Source organism: Chryseobacillus diguaensis (genome assembly GCF_049220665.1).
GTDB lineage: Bacteria > Bacillota > Bacilli > Bacillales > Bacillaceae > Metabacillus_B.
Genome location: NZ_JBMKNV010000004.1, coordinates 87,656 through 113,353, shown reverse-complemented (window position 1 = coordinate 113,353; position 25,698 = coordinate 87,656). Strand labels below are relative to the sequence as shown.

The following is a 25,698-nucleotide window of genomic DNA, read 5'->3' as shown; positions in this document are numbered from 1 at the left end:
TTCACGGTCTGAATAATTGAGATTTAAAAGGAACAATATGCTGCACTTTTTGCGAAATTAACAAAAAAAAGGGGAGCTTTCTTTTGACAGCATAGGCTGCTGTGGGTGGTTAGCAGCTTTGCTGGAAATTGGTTCTTGGTAATTGGTGGGAAAATAGAGCTGAAAGCAAGATCTATGCTGGAAATTCCCCGGGAAATTTGCAGCAAAATAAAGGTTGCTGTCAATTGTTAAAGAATTAGTTACTGCCTTATACAATGCTGTCAATTCCCCGGGAAATTGAGCTAAGATAAACTGCTCTAAAGACAATTTTCTCAGCAGTTCATAAAAATTGGTTATTCTGACAATAGAACATTAAAAAGGGAAAGACTTTTTTGCCTCATCCAAAACTTTTTCCGTCTTGTTATTTACCTGCCTTTGCTAAAAAAGGTTGTTATAGACCCACACGGCTTATGCTTGTTACCATTAAGCTGGATTGGAGGGAAGACTATGGAGCAGAAGTACAGCAACCTAAAATTAGGCGAACGAGGAGCAATTATTAGCATTATTGCCTATATTTTTCTTTCAGCACTTAAACTATTCATAGGATACACAACAAATTCAGAAGCCATGAAAGCGGATGGACTGAATAATACAACAGATATTATTGCCTCTATCGCTGTCTTAATCGGATTAAGAATCTCTCAAAAGCCAGCCGATCAGGAGCATCGTTATGGCCACTGGAAAGCTGAGACGGTTGCTTCCATGGTAGCTTCACTCATCATGATCGGTGTAGGACTTCAGGTTTTATACGAAGCTATTACCTCTGTTTTTAACTTTGAACGTCAATCTCCTGACTTGATTGCGGCTTGGACGGGCCTATTTTGTGCAGCTGTCATGTATGGGGTATACCGCTACAATAAAAAGCTTGCCGATAAAATTGACAGCCAGTCTGTTATGGCAGCAGCGAAGGACAATCTTTCAGATGCATGGGTCAGTATTGGAACAGCCATTGGCATTATTGGTTCCCAATTTCACTTGGCATGGCTTGATCCGGTAACAGCCGTAATAGTAGGTGCCTTAATTTGCAAAACAGGCTGGGATATTTTCAGAGAAACGTTTCTTAGCTTGACGGATGCTTATGATGAGAAGAAAATAGAAAGCTACCGGAAAACCATTGTTAAAATGGATAGTGTGAAAGGCGTTAAGAACATTAAGGGAAGAAAATACGGCAATAACTCAATTGTTGATGTGGTGATTCTCGTAAAATCGAACCTGGATATAAAAGATGCGCACGAAATTGCCACAAAAGTAGAAAACATGCTTAAAAAAGAACATCAAATTTATGATGTGCATGTCCATGTTGAGCCTAATACGTATAGTTCAGACAAGGAGCCTTCGAACGCATAAGTCATGCGTTCTTTTTTTGCTATGGCTCATTTCTTAAACTTTGTTGCTCATGACCCTATATTTAGTCCTTGAAACCATTGGGATGGTAAAAACTTTTAGAAAAGTTGCCCTGATGCTAGTCTAAATGCGTGATAAAAGCATGTACGAAAAACAACAATCTTTGCGAAAACAGCCTTTGCTTTAATCAGGGGACAAACTCCATGACAGGGAAACAAGAAAGCGTTAAGGTAATAGGAGAACCACTTTTGAAAGCGATTACTTTCGGGTTGAGGAGGAATAGAATAATGAACGGATCAAGGCTTGTTTTTACACCACTAAGTTATACAGGGTGGGGATCCCTTTCGAATTTAATCCCGGAATTAGAAAAGCATGGGGCTAAAAATGTATTGGTTATTACGGATCCTGCCTTACAGGAGATCGGTCTGGTAAGTAAAGTAACAGATCCACTTGAGAAAAAGGGTTTTTCGATTGAAATTTACTCTGATATTGTACCTGAGCCGCCTCTTGAAACCGGGGAAAAGCTTGTTGCTTTTACAAGAGAAGGAGATTTTGATCTTGTGATTGGGCTTGGCGGGGGAAGTGCGCTGGATCTTGCGAAATTGGCCGCTGTTCTTTGTGTTCATGAAGGGTCTGTTGAAAGCTATTTGAATTTATCTGAGACGAACCAGATTCAATTTAAAGGCCTGCCGAAGATTTTGATCCCGACGACTTCCGGCACAGGCTCTGAAGTAACAAATATTTCCGTCTTGTCTTTGAAAACGACAAAGGATGTTGTGGCCCATGATTATTTATTGGCTGATGCGGCAATTGTTGATCCGGAGCTCACCGTTTCACTGCCCCCAAGGGTAACAGCTGCAACGGGAATTGATGCTTTGACTCATGCGATTGAATCTTATGTATCCATTCATGCGAACCCGGTAACAGAGGGACTGTCTCTTCATGCGATCAGGCTGATCAGCCGCTCCATCCAAGACGCTGTGGGGAACGGCGATAATAAAGAAGCAAGAATTGATATGAGCTATGGCAGTTTTTTAGCAGGTCTTGCTTTTTTTAACGCTGGAGTAGCTGGTGTCCATGCCCTTGCTTATCCGCTTGGGGGACAGTTTCATATTCCGCACGGGGAATCGAATGCTGTTCTGCTGCCTTATGTGATGGCTTATATAAGAGAAAGCTGCAGTAAAAAGCTGGCCAATATCCTGCATACAATGGGTTCCCGTCCGGCGCTTGCATCGGAAGAGGAAGCTTCTATTCTATGCGCTGAGAAACTGAAGCAGCTGGCAGAAAATACTGGAATACCTGTCACTTTAAAAGGATTTCACATACAAGAAGAGGCGCTGGAAGTTCTGACGAAGGATGCAATCAAGCAAAAGCGGCTATTGGAAAGAAGCCCAATGAAATTAGGAGAAAAAGAGATTCAAAAAATCTATCAATCTGCTTATAACGGGACACTTTCTTTTTAAGGCTGTTTTCACAAAAATTGTTGCTATTTGTATGTGTTTTAGAACACGCATAAAGATTGGCTTCGTGGCATCTTTTCTTAAAATTAGCAGATGGTAACTTGTTCTTTAATCTTTTATTTAAGTCAAAAAGAGCAACAAAGTTAAAATTCCTGCTGTCTCTTTATTTTGGCAGCTTTCGCAAGAAAAGAGCCAAGATCGAGGTTATTTCAGGACTTAATGCCTCAACGCTTTTGACACTTGTGATTGTTCCGGTTGCCTATGACTTATTGCATCGGATTGGGAGGAAAAACAGGCATGAAAGAAATTTAAATAGATAACATTTCAGGTCAGATGGATGACTCCGGCTGATTTTTTTAGTTCCTTTTACCCGTGCGAAAGTAAATATATGGATATAAAATAAAAAGAAATGCTATAAAATAAGGAGGAGAAAGTTTGAAGAGAAAAATGATAGCGCTTTCTTTAGCGTCGACGCTTGTTTTCTCATTCAACCCGCTTATGAATAAACATTCTGTTGCTCAAACACAAGAAGCACACCATCTGATTCCATGCGCAAACCAAGTCATCGAAACCTATTTTGACGGGAAGAATGGCAATTGGCTGACAACAAAGAATCCAAAGCAATACGAGCAAGCAGCCTTATATGGTAACCTTGGTCTTACTCCATATAATTGGGGCAGTGCAGCCGACGGTACAGGATGGCATCAAATGTACAAGCCTGCAGAAATAACAGGAAAACAGGTTACCGGAATTTTCGGAGATGCCCAGTTTGTTATTCGTGTTCCGGATCATTGGAACGGCAAGCTTGTTGTATCAGGGATCCCTGCAACTAGAAATGAAACATCTACCGACTTGTTATTCAGTGACTATGTACTTGGAAAAGGATATGCCTTTGCAGCAATAGACAAAGGAACACAAGGGACAAGCGATCCAAATGATCCCTTTGCCAAAGTGAAAAACGCCCTCGTTGATAAAGATGACACTGTTGCCGAATGGAATGTCCGTTTCAGGCAAATTACGAAAGCTGCACAAACGTATCTTTCTAAGAATTACTCTCATCAGTTGATTAAAGCAGCAGATAAGAAAAATCCTGCAAGCAGCTTAATCAATAAGCATCACCCTGTTCCTACATATGCTATGGGAATCTCAAATGGCGGATATGTCGTCCGCTATGCCCTGGAGCATGATGGAATGAAAAAAACAGGGGAGCCCAGACTTTTTGACGGCGGAGTCGACTGGGAAGGGGTGTTATGGACGGACAAAGAGCCTAACCTGATCAGCTCATTAACCACTGTTGTGAACAATGCGGAAGACGCAATTTATGGACAAGGCAAGGAACAGCAAAAAGCGATGAAAGAAATGTACCGTGCTGGACTGCCAAAAGGCTCTGAAAAGCTGTGGGCCTATCATGATCAGGTGTATTGGTTCGTTTCGTTAAATATTTACAGAGACCATTTTGATCCGAATGCCCCTGGCAGAATTGACTGGAGAAACTATTTGAACTTTACAGCTGCAGGCACGAGAGACCGGAGCTATGATTATATTTTTCAAGACTATGATTATCATAGCCGTCCGAAAGCTGTAAAAGAGAATATTAAAAAAATCGCTAACACCGGAGATATAGATGTCCCATTGATCAGTTTGACAGGCTCGCTCGACTCACTCATTTTTCCTGACATACATGCAAAAGGATACGACAAGCTAGTTAAAAAAGCAGGTAAAGAAAAATACCACAGGCTTTATACGATCGATGGGGGAAATCATGTAGACAGCCTTGTATGGAACAAACAGACAGATCCGGATCAGACGCTTCAGCCATTGCTTCCGTATGCTCATCAATCCTTTGACCTGCTGATTGATTGGGCTGAAAAGGAAAAGCATCCGCCTGCAAGCCGGGAAATTACATCACCAAAAAATCCGGTAAAGGTCATTGATTTGAAAACAGGAAAAGAAACCGATCCGCATTGAAAAATCACTTCAGCTGACCTGAAAAAGGCCAGCTGTTTTTTTAAATGGTAAGAAAATATAAATTATTGAAAAATCTCAGCTTGTATAAGTAGATTTGTCCAGCGCAAGCAGACTAGCCCGATCTTAGTTCATTCATATGGCAAGGAGTACAAAATTTCGGATGTACCCTGATCAAAAAAGGACCGGGCGGTTTTTGCCCGGTTTTTCTTATGCACGCAGCAAATCCCTGTTCCTTCTGCTGTACAAAGCCTTGCAGCATGGGAAGACTGCTATTTTCCAATAAACATTTGTGACCAATAGTTTCCATCCTTGTTAAACCCTATGCCGATGTTGGTAAATTCACTTTTCATAATATTTTCCCGGTGGCCTTTGCTTTTCATCCAAGCATCAACGACTTCTTCCGCAGTCTGCTGCCCTTGGGCTATGTTTTCGCCTGCTGTTTGGTAGTTTTGCCCGAATTTTTTCATCATTTCAAAAGGGGATCCATAAGTGGGGCTTGTATGAGAAAAATAATTGTTTTTCTCCATATCGTCAGATTTCGCTTGTGCGACATTGCCTAGAGAAGAATCTGCTTTTAATGGCTGCAGTCCATTCTTCTTTCTCTCTGCATTTGTTAATTCAATCACCTGATCTTCAATCGAGGACATTTGCTCACCCTGCTGTGCTTGTGGGGCTTGCTGCCCTGTGTCCGGCTGCTGATTTTGATTGGGAACCTCGCTGTACCCTGAAGCGAGGGGATCCTGTCCGCCAGGCAGTACTGCGTTTGGTGCCTGTCCATCCATATTTTGAGCCTGATTGACTTTTTTATAATTGATCTGTCCTGTTTTGCTGCTTGGCATATCTGTGTGATAGCCGGTTTTTTCCGCTGTTACAATTCCGTTGTTGACTTTTTTGAGCTGCTGATTTCCAGTTTGACGATCTCGTGCCTCATTAGCCATGTTGCAGCCTGTGAGAAGGCCTGCTGAAAGCAATAGCAGAGAAAGTGTGGTAATGCGGCGTTTTTTCATTATCTCTTCCTCCATAATATGCAATAATTGACACTACTTAGTCTGTCAGGAGAGAGAAAAAGAATGTTTGGAAAAAATAAGCAAAAGAGAAACCGCTTAGTGATCATTCTCTAAGCGGTTTTTATATTTGTGAACTGTGCTGGCGGGACATGTTCAGCGTTAAGTCAATAAACCCCTGCAAGGGCGTGGTCATCCATTTATCCTTGTGCCAGGCAAGATGGGTGAAAATCGGCGGGATGGTGTGAATCCATTTCAATTCGGCCATTTTTCCCTGTCTGATGTCTTCCTCGATGACCATTGTCGGAAGAGCGGCGATGCCGTGCCCGGCAATAACGCACTGGTTATTTGCTTAAATGCTGACGATTTCGCTGGCATGCCTTTTGAAGGCTATATCATTGGCCAATGCAATAAACCTGGAGACATCAAGAAAGATCTGAATGCATTGGATGCAGCATGAAGGCTGTATGAGAAACTTAAGAACCTGGAAGCCTAAAAAAGGTGAGGCTGTCTCTTCCTCTCCTTTCATATTTACAGCAGAAACAATGCGGTGAACTCCCCCACTTAACTCCGTTCTACCAGACGGTTACTTCTCCAAAGATCTTTCCCTCGGAAAGAGAGGTTTTTTAATTGCATCCGAAAAACCAATGTGATATATTATGAAAGTACTTATTGACCAAAAAACTCAATTAGTCAGGATGTGTTGAAATTTCATGTCTGTTGACCGACGAAAGCTGATCATTGATGCTGCCGCGAAATCTTTCTCCATGTTCGGATACAAAGCAACCACAATGGATCAGGTTGCGAAACTGGCCAATGTAGGGAAAGGAACCATATATACTTTTTTCAGAAATAAAGATGAGTTATTTCATGACATTGTATCTGCGATGGTTAAGGAAATGATTCATGAGGCTGAAGATGCCATCGTGCCAGGTAAAAGTTTTGGGGAAAATGTCCATTCTGCATTGTACCGGATCCTTGAATTTAGAAGCGAACATCAGCTGATGCTGAAGCTGCTGCAGGAAGAAAAAGAGATGGGCACTCTTGCTGTTTTGGATATGCTCAATCATATAGAGAATGAAATCATCGTATACTTAAAATCGAAGATTGAAGCAGCTGAGGAAAAAGGGCTCATTAGGGAATGCGACTCTGAAATTACCGCATTTCTTTTACTGAAAACCTATATTGCTCTTGTGTCAGACTGGGAGCGCAGGCATAAGCCATTATCCTCCGAAAAAATAGCTGACTTAATGAAGTTTTACCTCTTGAAGGGATTGTCAAAATAGGATAGTCCTTATTTTTAAACATTAGAATGACCAGATGGTAAAATTGGTCATATATTCAAAGAAGGAGGCAGCCATGAAAGCTTTATCATCTTTAAAAGGGGAGTTTCTTGGAATTTTTAAAACGAAAAAACTCCTGATTGCTGTACTTGCCGTTCTCTTGATTCCGGTACTATACAGCGGAACCTTTCTATGGGCATTCTGGGATCCATACGGACAGGTGGACCAGTTGCCTGTCGCTGTAGTGAATAAAGACAAAGGGGCCGATTTTGAAGGCAAAGAGCTCACAATTGGCGCTGACTTTGTCGACAAATTAAAGGATAATAAAAAGTTCAACTGGCAGTTTGTTGATGAAAAAAAGGCCAATCAAGGTCTTGAGGACCAAAAATACTACATGAAAATTGAAGTGCCGGAGAATTTCTCTCAAAATGCTACAACTCTTCAGGATGTTCATCCGAAAAAGCTTGAGTTAATCTATACTCCGAACGAAGGATCCAACTATCTTTCTACGAAAATCGGAGATTCCGGTATGGAAAAGGTGAAGGAAGAGGTTTCGGCAGAAGTAACAAAAACCTATGCTGAATCGATGTTTGACAACCTTAAGGATGTTGCGAAAGGCTTAAATAAAGCAACAGACGGTGCAGGAAAGCTGAGCAACGGCATAAATGATGCGAAGAAAGGTGCAACAGATTTGCAAAATGGGATCGATTCCGCAAAGGATGGAGCCGATAAGCTGATCAATGGTGCTGCTTCTGCAAAGGACGGAGCAGGCAAGCTGAACAACGGAATTGGCACTGTTAATTCAGGGACTGAGGAGCTTAAGAAAAACCTTCAAATGCTCGCAGAAAAAGCTGTGTCCTTTTCAAAAGGACTTCAATCGGTTGATGCCGGTGCCAAGAAGCTGGATCAGGGCATCCAACAGTTCGGCACAGGTCTTGGTCAGATGAAGGATGGAAATGCCAAACTGCTTGATGGAGCGGAAAAGTCTCGAAGCGGATCACAGCAGCTTTCAGCAGGCCTTGATCAGTCTTTAGCAGGAATGAATCAAATCAATGAAAAGCTCCCTTCATTAACAGCGGGCACAAAGGGAGTAGCTAATGGAGCACAGGCTTTATCTGATAACCTTGATAAATTTAAAAACGGAGCAGACCAGACGAAAACAGGTTCAGCTCAAGTTACACAGGGGCTTGAACAGCTTCAGGCAAAAGTTGATGCGATGGCTAAACAGTCAAATGATCCGCAAATTGCAGCACTGAAAGCTTCTGTTGATCAATTAGCTGCAGGCTCTAAGCAGGTAGACGGCGGGGTCGGCCAGCTTTCTGACAATGCTGCACTTCTAAAAGATGGTGCTGGGAATCTTTCTGCTGGAGCGCAGGCTGTAAACGACGGGCAGACACAGCTTAGTGCAGGATTTGATAAACTGACTGCCGGCCAAGCTAGACTGGCAGATGGAGCGAAACAATTATCCGGCGGACAAGATCAGCTTGTTCAAGGTCTGACCGTGTTTGGAGATAAAATCGGGGAAGCGCAAAATGGATTTAACCAGCTTTCTTCAGGAAGCAGTTCCTTATCGAATGGATTAGGCCAGCTTGCACAAGGATCAGGTCAAATCCAGTACGGAATGAATAAGCTCGCTGACGGTTCAAGCAAGCTTGCTGACGGAACAAACAAATTAGCAGAAGGCTCAAATGGTCTCGTAAACGGTCTTGGAAAATTATCATCCGGATCAAACGATTTTACAGGCGGACTTGGGAAGCTGGCAAACGGTTCAAGCGATTTGACAAGCGGCATGAACAAGCTATCAGACGGTTCTAAAGATCTGAAAAACGAGCTCGGAGATGGCGCTAAAGATGCAAGTGATGTCAATGCAAACAATGATATTTATGATATGTTTGCGAAACCGGTTCAGCTGAAGGATGATAGGCTGCATCACGTACCAAACTACGGTACTGGTTTCACGCCATATTTCCTTTCCTTAAGCTTATTTGTAGGAGCGCTGGTCTTCTCAATTATCTTCCCATTGAGAGATCCTGCAATCAGACCGAAAAACGGTTTCAGCTGGTTCTTTGGGAAATTTGGGGTCCTTATTGCAGTAGGGGTATTCCAGGCAGTATTAGCCGATTTGATTTTGCTGAACTTCCTCGGACTGAAAGTTCAAAGCCTGCCATTCTTCTTCATGATGAGCATTCTGGCAAGCTGGACGTTCCTATCTATCGTCCAATTCCTTGTAACAGCGCTGGATAATCCAGGCCGTTTCTTGGGCATTATCATCTTAATTTTGCAATTAACAAGCAGTGCTGGTACTTATCCAATTGAATTGGTGCCAAAGGTTCTTCAGCACTTCACAAACTTCCTGCCGATGACGTATACCATTTCGGCATTCAGAGCCATCATTTCAACTGGAGATTTCAGTTTAATGTGGCATAATGTTTCCATCACCTTGATCTTCCTGATTGTGCCGATCCTTGGAACGATCGGGTACCTGACTTTCGCTCATAAGCGGGAGTTCGGCAATGAAGAACAGGAAGCATCTGCTTAATACAGAATACCCGGGCCATGAAGGCTCAGGGTATTTTTTTCTTAGTTAGCTAGTAGAAAAAATTGTTTGGCTCATTAAACTGGCCTGTGGGCCAGTAAGATGGCCTGTTTGGCTTGTCAGGAGGCGAAAGTGAGTGAGTTTGCTTCAAGGGACCGAGAACTGAAAAGTCTATTTTAAAGGCTGTTTTCGCAGAGATTGTTGCTATTCGTAAAAGTTCTAAACACGCATTTTGACTTGCTTCGGGGCATCTTTTCTTAAAGTTTTTGCCAAATCAAGGGTCGTTTAATACAAATTTGGAGTGAGGAGCAACAAAGTTTAAGAAAAGAGCCATTTTAAAAGATTAAAAATCATTTTTGTCTATATTCGAAGTTTCAATGAAGCACAAGTTGTAAAAATCGCCTTAAAAACAGCTGAGATTCAGCTATTCATTCAAAAATCAAACTAGTTCGCCTCTTTAAAGCTATTTTAAGAAAATCTTGTATTATATAACTTTGATATTTAACCAACAAGGCTATTAATGTTAAATTTTTGTAAAGATTAAACTATTTCCATTCCTGCTTTTAAAAAAGTTTACTATAATTCCTTATTGTAAGAGAGATAGAAAAAAGATAATTTCTTGGAGGTAAGAAGGATGGTTTTCGCTAGAAAGAAAGATCGGTTCTTTGAGCTGCTTACAGATATTGCAGCGAATACACATAAGGCTTCAAAATATTTCAAGGATTTTGAGATTAAAAATGCTCATGATCTTAAAACGTTCTTCGAGACGGTAAAAGAATATGAATCGAAGGGCGATACAATTGTACATACCGTTATTACGGAGCTGAACCAGGCTTTTATCACTCCGATTGAACGTGAAGATATTCTGCAGCTGACCATGATCCTTGATGATGTGCTGGATGGCTTTGAACAGTCTGCTGCATTATTTGAAATGTATTCCGTAACAAATCCGACTGACCATATGAAAAAATTTGTAGGAATGCTGCATGAGTGCACAATAGAAATTGCAAGCGCAATTGATCTGCTTTCAAATAAAAAGCTAACAGATATGCGTCAGCATGCTATCAAGATTAAAGAATATGAATCTAATTGCGACAATTTGCTGCGTACTGCTGTCAAAAATCTTTTTGCAACAGAAAAAGAGAACCCTATTAAAATTATTCAATATAAAGAAATATATGAAACGCTGGAAGAAATCGCTGACAGCTGTCAGGGTGTAGCGAATACTCTTGAATCCATCATCATGAAGAATGCTTAAGAGGGTTATTTGAATGGATGCTACATTAACGGTTACTTTATTGATTGTTGCAGGCGCACTAATTTTTGACTTTATAAATGGATTTCATGATACAGCAAATGCGATCGCTACATCTGTTTCTACTAAAGCTTTGAAGCCGCGTCATGCGATTATTTTGGCTGCGGTTATGAATTTTCTTGGAGCGATGACGTTTACGGGAGTTGCCCAGACAATTACAAAGGATATTGTCGACCCTTTCAAGCTTGAGAATGGTTCTATCATCATTCTTGCCGCTTTAATCGCAGCCATTTTTTGGAACCTTCTGACGTGGTATTTCGGAATTCCGAGCAGTTCTTCTCATGCTATTATTGGTTCTATTGCGGGAGCTGTAATAGCTGCGGCAGGTTTTGGGGCTTTGAATTATAAGGGTTTTACTAAAATACTTGAAGGCTTGCTCATTTCACCAGTTATTGCTTTTATTATCGGTTTTCTTGTATATACCATTTTTAAAATTATGTTTAAAAATTTGCCCCTTGCCCAGTCCAATAACGGATTTAGAAGGATCCAAATTGTTACAGCGGCACTTCAGGCATATACGCATGGAACGAATGATGCGCAGAAGGCAATGGGGATTATCACCATGGCGCTCATAGCAAATAACATGCAAACGTCTGCTGATATCCCGACTTGGGTTCAGGTTGCCTGTGCCATTGCAATGGGCCTGGGTACGTCCATTGGCGGCTGGAAAATTATAAAAACAGTAGGCGGAAAGATTATGAAGATCCGTCCGGTAAATGGGGTGGCGGCAGATTTAACGTCAGCCTTTATCATTTTTGGCGCTACTTCAATCCATCTGCCAGTCAGTACAACCCATGTTATTTCTTCTTCGATACTTGGGGTAGGTACATCTCACAGAGTCAAAGGAGTAAAATGGGGTACTGCGAAAAACATGGTTATCACATGGATCATCACGATGCCAATCTCAGCGCTTCTGGCTGGAATCGTATATTACATTCTGAATTTCTTTTTTTAAGGAATATTTTAAACCCCGGTTTCCGGGGTTTTTTGCATGTTTGATAGATAGCTGTCATATAAATAGGTGCAAAACGGAATGGAGAGATTTTATTGTTTCAGCTGATTTTCATTTTTGCAGCACTTATTATTGTCTTTATTGTTACGGATCATCTTAGAAAAGTATGGGGAAAGCCAGGAAAGAATTCATGGGAGCTATTGATCTCTGAAGAAAAAGAAGAAAAAACACGAAAAAAAGCCTGATTGCTTATCGGGCTTTTGCCGAGTAAAGAATACATATTGAGATTAAGGAGCATACTGTGTTATGCTTATGAGTGTTTGTAAATATTTTTCTTTTTTATAAAATATATCCAAATATACTATAACACGAAAAAAGTCACTAAGTCAAATTCTATATTTGAAGGGGGAAAGCGGATGAGCAGCTGGGAAATGGAACTTGAAAAAGAGGAGCGTCGTGTTAATCAAATAGCAGCTAAAATCAGCCAGAGGCTTGAGCACCTTCAGCAGGAAACGGGCGAGGTGAAAACAGATATTATCGATATCCGCAAAACTTTCTGGGAAGATGTGAAAGTAAATGTAGATTCAGATCATGAAGCTGCCGAAACCGCTGCAGCAATCCGTCAGCAGGCAGAGCTTCTTTCGGAACGTGAGCAGAATTATCGTCTTTCAGAAAAACAAATTCGGACTCTTCAGCGGCTTCAAAAGTCTCCCTATTTTGCGAGGATTGATTTTAAGGAAAATGACGAAAGGGAAAGCGAACAGATTTATCTTGGCATCAATTCCTTTCAAGACGCAGAAACGGATACCTTCCTTATTTACGATTGGAGAGCACCGATCTCAAGTGTGTACTACGATTTTGGCGTTGGTCCTGCAAGCTATGAGGCTCATGATGAGACAATTGAAGGGGAAGTAACGCTGAAAAGGCAATATATCATTCGAAACGGTAAAATGAACAGCATGTTTGATACAGGGATCACGATCGGCGATGAACTTCTTCAGGAGGTTCTCGGTAAAAATGCAGATTCTAAAATGAAGAGTATTGTGGCCACTATTCAAAAAGAGCAAAATCAGATTATCCGGAATGAAAAAAGCCGTCTGCTTATTGTTCAAGGAGCGGCAGGAAGCGGGAAAACATCAGCAGCTTTGCAAAGAGTCGCGTACCTTTTATACCGTTACAGGGAAACTCTGAATGCCAATGACATCGTTCTTTTTTCACCCAATCAAATGTTTAACAGCTATGTCTCAACGGTGCTTCCTGAGCTTGGTGAAGAAAACATGCAGCAGACAACCTTTCAAGAATATTTGGATTCCATCCTTGGAAGCCAATATGAATTAGAAGACCCCCTTTCCCAAGCAGAAGCTCTTCTTTCTTCAGAAAATGAACCAGGCTACAAAGCTCGAATACAAGGGATACAGTATAAGGCGAGCAAAAGGTTTATGGATGATGTGGAAAGCTATGCAAACAGCCTTATGATGAAAGGCCTTGTTTTTAAAAACATTTCTTTCAGAGGAGAAAGGCTTATTTCTGCTGAGGAAATAAGCAGCCACTTTTACAACTACAGCCATACATTGCCTGTTTCCAATCGTATGAAACTCACGGCTGAATGGCTTTTGAGCCAGCTAAAGATGCACGAAATCAGGCAAAGAGAGAAAGCGTGGGTGGAAGAAGAAATACAGCTTCTTGATAAGGAGACCTACATTCGCCATTATCAGGAGATTCGAAAAAACAACCAATATACAGATGATTCATTTGATGATTTTGAAAAGGAAAAAGAAGTGCTCTCAGGCTTTGTTGTGCAAAAGAAATTTAAGCCGCTCCGAAAAAGGGTGAAAAACCTTGCCTTCTTAAATATTCAATCCGTCTATCAAAAACTTTTTGATAGAAAAAAAGTAAATCCTCCTGCATATTGGAAGGAGATTGTTAAATTTACAATAGAAAAATTGCAGGGAGGCAAAATGCCTTATGAAGATGCAACGCCATTTGCATATCTGGAACAAAGGCTAAAAGGTTTTCGCATCAAGACATCTGTCAGACACGTATTTATTGATGAAGCGCAGGACTATTCTCTCTTTCAGCTTTCTTTTATAAAAAATACTTTTCCTAACAGCAAATTGACGGTTTTGGGTGATATAAGCCAGTGCATTTTCGCTCATTCCCCGAAGCAAGGGCTTATGATTGCAAAAACACTTTTTAAGCCCGACGAAACAGAAGTGATCGAGCTTTTCAGAAGCTACAGGTCGACGAAGACGATTTTGAATTTCACAAAAGAAATGTCAGACCAGGGGGAAAGAATTATTCCTTTCAATAGAGATGGGAAGCTGCCATCTGTTCATTCCTGCAAAGACAGCGCTCAGCTTTTGAAGGCCATGAAAAAATACCTGGCCAAACTGAAGGCAGGAGGGCATCAGACCATTGCCGTTATCTGCAAAACAGCGAAGGAATGCCTTACTGTTCATGAGGCTTTAGGAGAAGATGTGAAGCACAGGGTTGTGAAAGAAACAGCTCCGTTTGAAGAAGGGGTCGCTGTCATTCCATCTTATTTATCAAAGGGAGTGGAATTTGATGCTGTGATTGTTTATGAGGCAAGTAAGCAGCGCTATGGAAAGGATGAGGACCGAAAGCTGCTTTACACAGTGTGTACAAGAGCCATGCATGAGCTGCATGTTTTTTATACGGATGAACTCTCTCCCTTTATTGCATCAATCTCAAAGGAAAAATATCACCTCATAAAGAATTGACCAAAAAGGAATCTGCAGCTGCAGATTCCTTTTTTAAGTGATATCTTGGGCTCATTGCCGATAATTCTGGTTTTAACCGCTAATAAACTGGGTTCATCCGCTGATATTTCCGGGCAAACCGCTGAACAGGGCACGTCCGCCGATATTTCCGGACAAATGGCTATATGTTCTAACTCCTGGAAAAACCAGTATCTGCAGCTGGAAGTTTGACGGTATGTAAAGATTGTTTCCTTTCTGCTAATTTTACAGGGGTGCTTTATTTTATTCTGAATTTATTTATCTATTCATTCTTTGTCTTATAGTTTTGATAGATCATGCAGGGAACTCATTACTATTTTTAAACTATCAGCTTAAGAAGGACGAAGCACTTCCTTTTTGATTCTTATGTCTCTCCTTATTCTCCAGGTTGAAATGGTATATTTAGAATATTGAGACTTATTGATTTAATATTAAAGGAGTGATTTGCTTGAAAAGGCGCATTGGAATTGTGGGCAGCGGTACAGCTGGGCTCCACCTTGCTTATGAACTGCATGAGGAATTTGATGTAACCGTTTTTCACCATCGCACTGCAGAACAAATCAGAACGGGAAGAGTCATGTCTACTCAGGTTCACTTTGGATCAACGAGAAGGCGTGAAAATCGATTTAATATGCTTGAGTGGGACGATCAAACAGCTATTGAAACTATCCATGTCAGTATTGGGGACCAAAAGCTATTTGCAGGGGAGTTAAAAGAACGGGCATTATCTGTAGATCAGCGGCTTTATTTCCCATGTGCTATGGAGGATCTGGCTGGGAAGGGCGTTTCCTTCCGTGAAGTAAAGGTAGAAAAGGGGGAAAGAGAAGCTTTGACTGATGAGTTCGATCTAGTCATTGATTGTACTGGAAAATCAGGGCCTCTTTTTCCGTTTCCTGCTGAAGAAGAATTATCTCCTTTTCAAACACCCCAAAGAAAATGTATCGTAGGTTACTTTACAGGTATAAAGCCAGTTACCCCAATAGGGATTAATGTTATTGTTCTTCCTGAATTAGGCGAAATGTTTGAAATACCAGCCTTAACAGAAAATGGACCAGTTACCATCTTATTTGTTATGGCTAATTTAAATAATGAGTTAGATGTATTTAAAGGGATCAAGACATCAGAAGAGTTTACTCTTAGAATGAGAGACACCGTCCTAACATTTTTCCCGGAAATTTATAACCGGATAGATGAAAGAACGTTTCGTCTATGTGACGAAAATGGCTTTCTGCAAATGGCGATAACACCTGTTGTTCGAACTCCATATCTCACATATAATCATAAGCTTGTAATTGGATGCGGGGATAGCTTTTCTTTAAATGATCCCATTACAGGACAAGGGTCCAATCTCTCTTCCTATTGTGCTGAGCAATTGTATGAAACGCTAATTGAAAACAAGGATTCCCTGTGGAATGAACAAGTCGGTGAGTCCTATTGGAAGAGAACCAAACAATTTGTAAAAGAAGTAACGGAATGGACAAATGCGATGCTTTTACCACTTCCTGAACATGTCATTAAACTTCTGCTTAGTGGTGCTGAGGACCAATCAAGAGCGGACAAAATTGCTGAATGGTTTGCTGATCCTAGAAAAGCCCATCAGGATTTCTTTGCTGCTGCACCTAAAGGAAAGTAAAAAAATTAGACTCTTTTCTTATTGTTGACTATACAAAACAAAAGGCGCTTTATCCGATCATTTTCGGAAAAAGCACCTTTTCTGTTCTGGAAGTTTATAAACTGCGTGAAAGCTTCATATTCTTTTTCTTAAGCAGAAGCGGTTTTACTTTTTTAAAGCCGACAAATGTTTTCTTCTTTTCATCATATAGACGAAAGTGAATGGATTGAAGGCTGGTGCCGAGTGTTATCGTTGATGCTTGCTGCAGGGGCAGCGTTGATTCATGCACTTCCTCCAGTTTATAATTCGGCACTCTAGGGCTTAAATGATGAACATGGTGGAAACCAATATTGCCAGTTATCCATTGAAGCACCTTCGGAAGCTTGTAATACGAGCTGCCATCAACTGCTGCACGGACATAGTCCCATTTGTCGCCATCAACAAAATAGGAATCTTCAAACTGATGCTGAACATAAAACAGCCAAATACCGATTGCGCCTGAGATAAACAGGATTGGTCCTTGAACAATCAGAAACGCCTGCCAGCCGATAGCCCAGATTAATAAAGCATACAGGACGATTAGTGAGATGTTTGTAAAGTAGAGATTCCATTTTTCTTTTTTCCTTGCGCTCTTACGATTTTTACGATTGACTACTAAGAAAAGGTAAATGGGACCGATGCCAAACATTACAAGCGGTGTACGATAGATACGGTACGAAAGCCTGCGCCAGAATGAAGCTGCCACATATTCATCTGAGGTCATGACCCAAATATCCCCTATGCCGCGTTTGTCTAAATTACTGCTAGTTGCGTGATGAATAGCATGTTCATTTTTCCACTTTTCATAGGGGAACATGGTGATGATTCCAGAGATATTTCCTATGATGTTATTGGTTCTTTTGCTTTTCAAAAAAGAACCGTGTGTACAATCATGGAAAATAATAAAGATGCGGACAACAAATCCTGATGCGGCAACACATAGTGCCAGTGTCAGCCAAATGGATATGGATAAACTTTGATAGGCCAGAAACCAGAGCAGGAAAAATGGCGGAAAGGTGTTCAGTATTTGGAAAACACTTGATTTGACATCTGCTTTTTCATAAGGTGCGACACTTTTTCTTAGTTCTGCTAGTTTTTGTTTAGACATATCTGCCTCCAATAATCGTTTTTTGAGTAAGGTTTTCTTATACATGCTCCATTTTGTTTTTCTTCGAAGGGATGATCCGTTTTATGATGATCACCAATCCATAAAGAACCAGCACGGAAGCAAGAAGGAGAGTAGCCCCTTCTCTGCTGGACATCCAGCTCCATAAAGGCGGGGAAATGAATTTGGTAAATAAGATGCCTCCAGCAATGACAAGCACAATGCCAATTCCAATTTCTCCTTGAACTCTTTTGCTGTTCAGTGCACGAAAATAAATGACTTCTTCATCTAATGACGAGAAAGGAGAAACGGTGCTTAAAGATGGAATACTGTCTTCAATGGCTCGTTCCTCGAAATAACGGACATAGTTATTGATGATCGTCAGCCTTTTTAAAGCATCAAAGAAGGAAAAAAACCAGAGAACCGTTAAGGCAAAAGGAAAGACCATAGGCAATACCGGTATAAATGCGATACAGACAAACGCTCCGATCATTAACTGAATTCCCCGTCTTGATAAACCAAGGTATAAGTGACCAAGACCTGGGAGGACTGACATAATGACGGTTGCTGCAAAATTTTTCATTTTCATATTGTACATCTCCTTTTAAAAGGCTAAGCCTTAAAACAAACTTCCAAGATACGAAAAGAAGTGCTCCATTTTAGCTGATAGGCCGAGATTAAAGGGTGTCAGAAACTCGCCCAGTTCCCGAAAGAAGTTTGACTCGAAAAGGAGAAAGGATAGGATGAAAGAAACAGCCATATACATTGCAGAAACGCCGGACTTTGGACGAAACGAAAGGAATGATTCCAGGCTCCGTTCTTTTTCGACGATTATTCTCATCACAGGATCCACAGCAATATAGGAAGACGGGACATCTTCTTTTTCCTCCCAGATTGATTTGGTTTCGATAAGAGTTTCATAAAGCTCCTTACAATCTGGGCAGGAGTGGAGATGCCTTTTTTCTGTCTCTTCTAGCCTTTCTCCATTCAGCAGCTTTTCAGCGATTTCCTCGCAATCCATTGTGCTCATCCCCCTTTCTCTTCATTATTTTTCTTGCCCGGTATAACTGGGATTCGATCGTTTTTACAGGGACACCGGTTTGTTCCATAATTTCGTGGTAGGAAAGTTCATCCAAATAGTAAAGTTTTACAATGGTTTTATAAGGCTCCTTTAAATGGTTTACAATCTCTAGAAGTGCATCCTTTTCTTCGTTAGAAATAACCCACTGTTCAGGAGTTCGATGTTCAATGTTTTCGCTGCTGATTTCATGCTGAGTAGAATCCTCTTTCCCTCTTTTATGGGCTCTTTGCCAATCGAGGCATTTATGAACAGTCATTTTATAAAGCCATGTTGAGAATTCAGCATCACCTCGGAAGGAAGGGAGAGTTTCATACGCCTTAATAAAAACTTCCTGTGTGACATCCTCAGCATATTTCTGATCCTTGACCATTTTCAGGCAAACCCGATAGACCATATCCTGGTAACGGTCTACTAAAAGGGAAAAAGCATTAATTTGGCCGCTAATCACGGCATTGATGCATTCTAAGTCGTTCAGGGAACTCCCCCTCCCTTCTAGGGTGATATAGGACCAATTTCAACTGCCTATTTTATTTTCATTTCTGCGTTTATTTGAATAATTGCTCTCATAAAGGTTAGACGCTGAGAAAGAAACCTGCACTGCAAAAAAAACGAAAAAAGATTTTTGAAGACAGGAAACTGCTTAGAAAGAGTGTTTTCTCTCACTTATTGTATCTTCTCCGTCCTGCTTAGGTTTGATTCAGCAAACTTTCCAAAAATAAGAAAAGACTTTTTTCGTATAGTTTGTTGCTATTCGTAATATCTTAGAACACGTATAAAGACTAACTTCGTGGCATCTTTTCTTAAGGCTGTTTTCGCAAAGATTGCTGCTATTCGAATAGTCTTAGAACACACATAAAGATTGGCTTCGTGGGATCTTTTCCTAAAATTCGCAAGTGTATCCTTGCTCTATAATGACTTAAATGGATGAAAAAACAACAATGTTTAAGAAAAGAGCCTAAGTAAAAATACTTACTTGACGGAAATTTGTTATTAATATAAAGTTACTTACATAAAGTAATTGAGAATGTTTTGAGAAAGTAAGGCAAACTAATGAAAAAAGGTGAAACAGTATGAGTTTTCATAAAGCACCAGCTACATTTGTCAGCAAGGTTTCCTTGCTAGTAGAAGATTTGGAAAGATCATTATCTTTTTATAAAGAAAAAATAGGATTTCAGGTGCTGGAACAAACAGCAACAAAGGCTGTATTAACAGCAGATGGCAAGACGCCTCTTCTTTCAATTGAGCAGCCTGACAATTTGAAGACTGGAAGATTAAGGACGACCGGACTTTATCATTTTGCCCTTTTGCTTCCGAAAAGAGCAGATTTAGCCAATGTTCTGATGCATTTTCTTGAAACCGGGTATCCGCTGCAGGGTGCCTCTGATCACTTGGTGTCAGAAGCGCTCTATCTTGCTGATCCCGATGGAAACGGTATTGAAATTTACCGTGACCGTCCTTCTGATGAATGGGAATGGAATGGGGAGCAGGTTCATATGACAACCGAGCCGCTTCAGGCTGAAAATCTTTTAGCTGAACGGACTCCGGAAGGATGGCAGGGCTTACCTTCTGAAACAGTTATGGGCCACATCCATCTTCAAGTATCAAACCTTCATAATACAGAAACGTTTTATACAAAAGGTCTTGGATTTGATGTTGTTACGAAGTATGGTGCACAAGCGCTGTTTATTTCAACAGAACGCTATCACCATCACATCGGCTTGAATACTTGGAATAGCGCAGGGGCTGAAGCACCTGAGGAAAATAGTGCTGGTCTTAAATCGTATACTTTGCAGTTCCCGGATCATGAAGCGAGGGAGAAGGTCCTAAGAAAGCTAGCAGAAGCGGGAGCGAAGGTTTTTGAACAAGACGGAGTGCCTATGGTAAAGGATCCTTCAGGCATTACAATAGAGTTAGATGTTTAATAACACAACAGGCTGAAAAATGGCCTGTTTTTTTATATGCATTTTTAAGGGTTGACCCTTATAAGGAAACAGGATATAATTATCTCGAATTAAGAATATTTTATTTAAAGATATTTTCGGGCTTATATTAATTGAGGAGGCAATCGGGATGAAAAAAAGTTTAGGGATTCACCATATCACAGCAATTGTTGGGGATCCGCAGGAGAATATTAATTTCTATGCGGGAGTACTCGGTCTTCGTCTTGTCAAACAAACGGTTAATTTTGATGATCCGGGAACGTATCATTTGTACTTCGGAAATGAATCAGGGGGTCCTGGAACGATCATGACATTTTTCCCTTGGGAGCATGCTTATCAGGGGAGAATAGGCGCTGGGCAGGTTGGTTCTATTCCCTTTGCTGTGCCAGAAGGGGCTTTTTCATTTTGGAAGGAGCGACTGACAGCCAAAGAAATTCCTTTTACAATAGAAGTTCGATTTGGTGAAGAATCGATCCTTTTTGACGATCCGCATGGCCTTCATTTGGAAAAAATCGAAAGAGCTCACGGAGAAAATTCAGCATTAGAAATGGATGGAATTACAACAAAAACAGCCATTAAAGGATTTGCAGGTGCTGTGTTATTGTCGGCTGTCCCTCACCGTACAGCTCACTTGCTGGAAAACGTCATGGGTCTTGAAAACCTGGGCCAGGATGGAGATTATCTTCGCTTCAAAGCAGCGTCTGATATTGGAAACATAATTGATATTAAGCTCACACCTGTCGGAAGAAGCATGATGGGTACCGGCACGGTTCATCATATTGCATGGAGAGCTCTTGATGATGCTGATATGGATAGCTGGAAGGGACACATTGATTCAACTGGCTTTCAATCAACAGCAGTGCTTGACCGGAATTATTTTAAATCCATTTACTTCCGTGAGGAAGGCGGAATTTTATTTGAAATTGCAACAGATCCTCCAGGATTTACAGCAGATGAGCCAATCGATGCACTTGGTGAAAAACTGATGCTTCCTGAATGGCTCGAGGAAAAACGAACTGAGATTGAAAACGTGCTGAAACCAATTACAATTCATCCTAATGACAGGGGGCAATAATGATGAAACATCATTTTCAAAAAGGGACAGATTTAACAAAACCAGTTATCTTGCTATTGCATGGAACAGGCGGGAATGAACATTCCATGCTATCCATTGCAGAAATGATTGACCCGGAGGCTTCGGTTTTAAGCGTAAGGGGTAATGTACTGGAGAATGGAATGCCCCGTTTCTTTAAAAGGATTGCGGAGGGTGTATTTGACCTGGAAGACTTATATGAAAGAACTGCTGAATTGAAGCAATTTCTTGAAGAAGCTGCAGAAACCTACAGCTTTGACCGCAATAATATCGTGGCAGCAGGGTATTCCAATGGAGCCAACATAGCTGCAAGCCTTCTCTTCCAATTCGAAAGAGAGCTAAAAGGTGCCATTTTATTCCATCCGATGGTTCCGAGAAGAGATCTCGAGCTTCCTTTAATGAAGGGACTGCAGGTTTTTATTGGAGCTGGTACTAACGATCCGCTTTGTGCGCCTGAAGAAACAGAAGAGCTGCATCGGATGCTTGAGAGCCAAGGGGCAGAAGTTACAGTTCAATGGGAATCATTCGGCCATCAGCTGACCGTTCAGGAAGTAGAGGGAGCTGCCAATTGGTATAAAAAGATAATTGGAGGGTGAGACCTAATGAAATCAATCGATCCAGCTGATCTGGCTATGAAAGAGAATTATAAAATCCTGACAGGAACCATTGTGCCGAGGCCGATTGCATTCGTCACATCAGTGGCTGAGGACGCAACGTTAAATGGGGCTCCGTTCAGTTATTTCAATATTGTTTCTGCTGACCCGCCAATGATCTCCATTGCCGTTCAGCGCAATCCTTCGACTGGCAAAATGAAGGATACTTCACGAAATGCAGCCGCAAAGGGAGAATTCGTTGTTCATATTACAGATGAAGATAACGTTGAAAAGGCGAATGAAACATCTGCCAGTGTTGCAGCTGATGTCAGTGAAGTTGAAATGACTGGACTTAAAACAGTGAGCAGCACAAAGGTTTCTATTCCTGCTCTGCAAAATGCAAAGGTGCGGTTTGAATGCAAGGTCGAAAAGATTGTTCCACTCGGCGGAACAGAAGAAAACCCAAGCTGTGATCTATTGATTGGAAGGATTGTTCATTATCATCTGGATGAAAAGGTTTATCGGGATAATGGTCATTCCGATTACCGAAAATTAAAGCCTGTCAGCCGTTTGGCAGGTAATGATTATGCGAAGCTTGGTGAGCTGTTTTCTTTGGAAAGACCTAAATAATAGGATATAAAAACCGATTTGGATGAAATGCCAAATCGGTTTTTTCGATCCAGTTAACTGAAAACAACAGTTTTATTCTCATGCACAATGACACGGTCTTCCAAATGCCATTTCACAGCCCGGGCAAGCACGCTGCGTTCAATCGAGCGGCCAATTCGCTTCAGCTCATCCACATTGGCGTGATGGGTAACGCGTTCAATGCCCTGTTCAATAATCGGACCTTCGTCCAGATCATTCGTAACATAGTGCGAGGTAGCGCCGATCAGCTTCACACCCCGTTCGAACGCTCTTTCGTATGGTCTCGCCCCAACGAATGCAGGCAGGAACGAGTGGTGGATGTTAATGATTTGATCTGGATGGGAGGAAACGAAATTCGGCGTTAAAATTTGCATATAACGGGCTAAAATAATGAGATCGATTCCATGCTGCTTCAAAAGGGAAAGCTGTCTTTCCTCCGCTTCTTTTCTTACTTCTTTTGAGGCTGGAATATGGTGAAAAGGAATTCCAAGTGATTCTGCTATTTCTCTGCAATCATTATGATTGCTGATCACAAGGGCGATATCCGTCATGATCTCGCCGCTTTGCCAAGCCCACAAAATTTCATGCAGGCAGTGGGGTTCTTTAGACACAAAGATAGCTGTCTTCTTCAGTTCGGTCACGCTGTTTAATTGCCATTCCATCGAAAGCCTTTCAGCGATGGCTGTAAAATCTTTGTGAAGATTCGGAAGTTTTTCCTTGAGCCGCGGGCAATCAAATTCAATGCGCAGCGTAAAGGTACCGCCTGCTGGGTCCGTTGAATACTGGCCAGACTCCATAATGTTGGCTCCATGTTCAAATAAAAAGCGGGAAACAGCTGCTACAATTCCCGGCTGGTCGGGACATTTTATCAGCAATCTCCCTCTGTTTATGTAGGTTTCCTGAAATTTCTGAAGCATTGCTGAATGTAATGGTGGCATAAATGGTATCTCTCCCAGAGAATTTTGTTTATCATTATGGCTTAGTCCCATGTATTATGCAATGGTCAAATGACACGGATTTTTCTCATTATGCGAGTACATCCTGCCATTCCTGATGCCTTTCAAAGAGAGCCCTCGCATAGGAGCATTCTGGAATAATCTTTTTCTTTTCTTTTCGGGCATACTCAACAACACGTTTTACAAGCTTTTCTCCAATGCCTTTTCCTCTTAATTTTTCGGAAACATACGTATGCTCAATAATAAGCTGGTTTTGGCCGCTCTTAGAAAAAACAATTTCTGCTGCAGCTTCTCCCTGATCTTCTATATAAAAGCGATCTGTGTCTTCTTTTATTTCATAATTCATTATTCGATCTTCCTTCCATATTTTTTTGTGGGTACCATCACAAAGGGGCTTGTGCTTTGACTTACCGCAGCGGCAGAGGGTATAGTGGTTATCGGTAACGAGCTGATCCGACGTATTCTGGTCATCCTCAAGGACTATATTGCCTCTGAACTGAAGAGGGCCTAAATGCTCCACAATCACTTCAGGTTCTGTGAACCACTCATGAGTCCATTCTTCATGCCTTGTATAAGTCAGTGCTCCTGAAGGGCATTTTTTTATTATGCTGATCACTTCCTCGGGTTTATTCGTCCCATCAGGCTTAATCCATGGAAGAGTTCCCGGCTCGAATACATTTTTCAAATGACACGCTCCGAAGCTTGAACAAATATACCGGTTATCATGAACGGTTATTTGTTTTCCTTTATAATCCTTCGTTCCATGCTTTTGTTCTTCTTCCCGCATGTCTTGAAAATGGGTTTTAACATGTGAACCGTCACAATAAGGTTTTTTGTTCGAGTTTCCGCATCGGCATAAGGCAATAGGTGATTTAGAGGACAAAACAGCGCCTTGATCATTTTTCAGCAATGCACCTTCCACAATGGCAGGACCATTCTTCTGTATTTTAACCTTACTCATACTTATTTGCCCCCATCCTTGTAATTTCCCTTTGTACTTTTTCTAAACTAGAATACAGCTTATAATAAAACTATTCCTATGAAACAAGAACATTCAGTCAATTTGAAAGGATGGAGCGAAAATGAAACTTGATCACATTGTTCATTTTATTCATGAAAATCCTTCCAGGGCAGCTAACTTATTTCAGCTCCTCGGATTTCATTCTGTTAAGGGCGGCCAGCATGAACAGTGGGGAACGGCCAACAGCCTCTCTTATTTCGATTTAACTTATTTAGAATTTCTTGCTATTGAAGATGCTGAAAAAGCAGCACAATCTGAAAATCCCCTTGTTAGGCTCTGTTTGAACAGAGCTTCTAAAAAGGGAGGAATCTGCCAAATGGCTTTTCGGACAGAGAACATAGAAAAGCTGGCAGAATACTTGCAAGAACAGGGATTTCATATACAAGGACTGTTTCCAGGGAGCCGGAAGAGAGCGGATGGGAAACGAGTAGAATGGAAAATGCTTTTTGCGGAAAATCCCGAGGCAGAGGGACAGCTTCCTTTTTTCATTCAATGGGAGCAGACGGATGAGGAAAGAAGAATCGATTTAATCGAGACAGGGGCTATACTTGAGCATAGCAATGGTGTGTCAAGAATGATAGAGGCAGGCTATGTGACGGAAGATCCTGCTGGATTGCTTAAAAAGTGGCAGCGATGGTATGGGCTTGAAAAAGTTAAACATGAGAATAAACTGTATGCAGGTGATCAAATGATTGCATTTATCAAACCATCTGAAATGGAAGAAGCGGAAAAAGCATTTCAGGAAAATGGAGCAGGACCATTTTATGTGTCCTTTTCAGAAAAAGACAGGAAGCTTCCGAAAGAGTTTTTGGAGGGGGTGTATTTCTTTTAGCGGGCTGTGCAGCGTCATCGCTTTGGATAGATTTCCGGTGGATTCAGATAGATTAATGGTTTGGTTGGATAGATTTCTGCTGGTTTTGGATAGATTATTGCTTCATTTGGATAGATTT

General features: G+C 41.2%; 24 protein-coding genes. 16 read left to right on the top strand and 8 right to left on the bottom strand.

The annotated features are described in order from the left end of the window. The first annotated feature begins 486 nt into the window (after positions 1–486). The 3 genes from ACOT8F_RS07845 (at position 487) to ACOT8F_RS07835 (ending at position 4,811) form a co-directional block, all read left to right on the top strand. Positions 487–1,386, top strand: a complete 900-nt coding sequence (locus tag ACOT8F_RS07845; protein WP_421651074.1) for a cation diffusion facilitator family transporter — start codon at positions 487–489, stop codon at positions 1,384–1,386. A 284-nt stretch (positions 1,387–1,670) separates the two neighbouring features. After that, on the top strand, positions 1,671–2,846 hold the full coding sequence (locus ACOT8F_RS07840; protein WP_421651072.1) for an iron-containing alcohol dehydrogenase: 1,176 nt from the start codon (positions 1,671–1,673) through the stop codon (positions 2,844–2,846). Positions 2,847–3,278: 432 nt separating this feature from the next. Next, entirely contained in the window at positions 3,279–4,811 is a 1,533-nt protein-coding gene (locus tag ACOT8F_RS07835) for an alpha/beta hydrolase (protein ID WP_421651070.1), read from the top strand. A gap of 269 nt (positions 4,812–5,080) precedes the next feature. Here ACOT8F_RS07835 and ACOT8F_RS07830 read toward each other — a convergent pair whose 3' ends face one another. Beyond that, positions 5,081–5,818: a CAP domain-containing protein gene (locus tag ACOT8F_RS07830; protein WP_421651069.1), complete on the bottom strand. Its 738-nt coding sequence runs from the start codon at positions 5,816–5,818 to the stop codon at positions 5,081–5,083. A 121-nt stretch (positions 5,819–5,939) separates the two neighbouring features. Further along, positions 5,940–6,116 carry a type 2 periplasmic-binding domain-containing protein gene (locus ACOT8F_RS07825; protein ID WP_421651068.1) on the bottom strand — a complete coding sequence of 59 codons (177 nt, stop codon included), beginning with the start codon at positions 6,114–6,116 and terminating at the stop codon, positions 5,940–5,942. Here ACOT8F_RS07825 and ACOT8F_RS07820 point away from each other — a divergent pair. From ACOT8F_RS07820 to ACOT8F_RS07785, 8 genes are all read left to right on the top strand, one after another. Further along, positions 6,036–6,275, top strand: coding sequence for a hypothetical protein (locus tag ACOT8F_RS07820; protein WP_421651506.1), 240 nt, complete (start codon positions 6,036–6,038; stop codon positions 6,273–6,275). The two genes, ACOT8F_RS07825 and ACOT8F_RS07820, sit on opposite strands and share 81 nt — an antisense overlap. 253 nt (positions 6,276–6,528) lie before the next feature. Beyond that, a complete protein-coding gene (locus ACOT8F_RS07815; protein ID WP_421651067.1) occupies positions 6,529–7,101 on the top strand; it encodes a TetR/AcrR family transcriptional regulator in 573 nt (190 codons plus the stop codon). Positions 7,102–7,174: 73 nt separating this feature from the next. Then, positions 7,175–9,637, top strand: a complete 2,463-nt coding sequence (locus tag ACOT8F_RS07810) for a YhgE/Pip family protein (RefSeq protein WP_421651066.1) — start codon at positions 7,175–7,177, stop codon at positions 9,635–9,637. A 631-nt stretch (positions 9,638–10,268) separates the two neighbouring features. Continuing rightward, positions 10,269–10,892, top strand: a complete 624-nt coding sequence (locus ACOT8F_RS07805) for a DUF47 domain-containing protein (protein ID WP_421651064.1) — start codon at positions 10,269–10,271, stop codon at positions 10,890–10,892. Positions 10,893–10,905: 13 nt separating this feature from the next. Continuing rightward, positions 10,906–11,904, top strand: coding sequence for an inorganic phosphate transporter (locus ACOT8F_RS07800; protein WP_421651062.1), 999 nt, complete (start codon positions 10,906–10,908; stop codon positions 11,902–11,904). A 92-nt stretch (positions 11,905–11,996) separates the two neighbouring features. Next, positions 11,997–12,146, top strand: coding sequence for a hypothetical protein (locus ACOT8F_RS07795; protein ID WP_421651061.1), 150 nt, complete (start codon positions 11,997–11,999; stop codon positions 12,144–12,146). Positions 12,147–12,317: 171 nt separating this feature from the next. Further along, positions 12,318–14,642 carry an RNA polymerase recycling motor HelD gene (gene helD / locus ACOT8F_RS07790; protein ID WP_421651060.1) on the top strand — a complete coding sequence of 775 codons (2,325 nt, stop codon included), beginning with the start codon at positions 12,318–12,320 and terminating at the stop codon, positions 14,640–14,642. Between the two features lie 466 nt (positions 14,643–15,108). Beyond that, on the top strand, positions 15,109–16,293 hold the full coding sequence (locus ACOT8F_RS07785; RefSeq protein WP_421651058.1) for a styrene monooxygenase/indole monooxygenase family protein: 1,185 nt from the start codon (positions 15,109–15,111) through the stop codon (positions 16,291–16,293). A gap of 94 nt (positions 16,294–16,387) precedes the next feature. Here the strand turns inward: ACOT8F_RS07785 and desA are convergent, their stop codons facing one another. Genes desA through ACOT8F_RS07765 form a run of 4 tightly spaced genes read right to left on the bottom strand, consistent with a single transcriptional unit; the run spans position 16,388 to position 18,945 of the window. Further along, positions 16,388–17,419: a Delta(5) desaturase DesA gene (gene desA / locus ACOT8F_RS07780; RefSeq protein WP_421651056.1), complete on the bottom strand. Its 1,032-nt coding sequence runs from the start codon at positions 17,417–17,419 to the stop codon at positions 16,388–16,390. A gap of 37 nt (positions 17,420–17,456) precedes the next feature. After that, complete coding sequence (locus ACOT8F_RS07775; protein WP_421651054.1) at positions 17,457–18,005, bottom strand: hypothetical protein; 549 nt, start codon at positions 18,003–18,005, stop codon at positions 17,457–17,459. Between the two features lie 30 nt (positions 18,006–18,035). Then, the gene (locus tag ACOT8F_RS07770; protein ID WP_421651053.1) at positions 18,036–18,437 is read right to left on the bottom strand and encodes an anti-sigma factor; all 402 of its coding nucleotides are present in this window, start codon (positions 18,435–18,437) and stop codon (positions 18,036–18,038) included. Then, positions 18,415–18,945 carry an RNA polymerase sigma factor gene (locus ACOT8F_RS07765; protein WP_421651052.1) on the bottom strand — a complete coding sequence of 177 codons (531 nt, stop codon included), beginning with the start codon at positions 18,943–18,945 and terminating at the stop codon, positions 18,415–18,417. Before ACOT8F_RS07765 ends, ACOT8F_RS07770 begins: the two co-directional genes overlap by 23 nt. Before the next feature lie 622 nt (positions 18,946–19,567). Here ACOT8F_RS07765 and ACOT8F_RS07760 point away from each other — a divergent pair. The 4 genes from ACOT8F_RS07760 (at position 19,568) to ACOT8F_RS07745 (ending at position 22,753) form a co-directional block, all read left to right on the top strand. After that, positions 19,568–20,419 carry a VOC family protein gene (locus ACOT8F_RS07760; protein ID WP_421651051.1) on the top strand — a complete coding sequence of 284 codons (852 nt, stop codon included), beginning with the start codon at positions 19,568–19,570 and terminating at the stop codon, positions 20,417–20,419. A gap of 148 nt (positions 20,420–20,567) precedes the next feature. Further along, positions 20,568–21,512, top strand: a complete 945-nt coding sequence (locus ACOT8F_RS07755; protein WP_421651049.1) for a ring-cleaving dioxygenase — start codon at positions 20,568–20,570, stop codon at positions 21,510–21,512. Next, positions 21,512–22,126, top strand: coding sequence for an alpha/beta hydrolase (locus ACOT8F_RS07750; RefSeq protein ID WP_421651048.1), 615 nt, complete (start codon positions 21,512–21,514; stop codon positions 22,124–22,126). The genes ACOT8F_RS07755 and ACOT8F_RS07750 overlap by 1 nt, the downstream gene beginning before the upstream one ends. A 6-nt stretch (positions 22,127–22,132) precedes the next feature. Beyond that, a complete protein-coding gene (locus ACOT8F_RS07745) occupies positions 22,133–22,753 on the top strand; it encodes a flavin reductase family protein (RefSeq protein WP_421651047.1) in 621 nt (206 codons plus the stop codon). Between the two features lie 53 nt (positions 22,754–22,806). On the opposite strand, the gene purU is transcribed toward ACOT8F_RS07745, so the two are convergent. Both purU and ACOT8F_RS07735 read right to left on the bottom strand, forming a co-directional pair. Further along, the gene (gene purU, locus ACOT8F_RS07740) at positions 22,807–23,709 is read right to left on the bottom strand and encodes a formyltetrahydrofolate deformylase (RefSeq protein WP_421651046.1); all 903 of its coding nucleotides are present in this window, start codon (positions 23,707–23,709) and stop codon (positions 22,807–22,809) included. A gap of 88 nt (positions 23,710–23,797) precedes the next feature. Beyond that, on the bottom strand, positions 23,798–24,688 hold the full coding sequence (locus ACOT8F_RS07735; protein WP_421651045.1) for a GNAT family N-acetyltransferase: 891 nt from the start codon (positions 24,686–24,688) through the stop codon (positions 23,798–23,800). Positions 24,689–24,809: 121 nt separating this feature from the next. Here ACOT8F_RS07735 and ACOT8F_RS07730 point away from each other — a divergent pair, with 121 nt between their 5' ends. Further along, entirely contained in the window at positions 24,810–25,580 is a 771-nt protein-coding gene (locus tag ACOT8F_RS07730; RefSeq protein WP_421651044.1) for a VOC family protein, read from the top strand. The last annotated feature ends 118 nt before the right edge of the window (positions 25,581–25,698 follow it).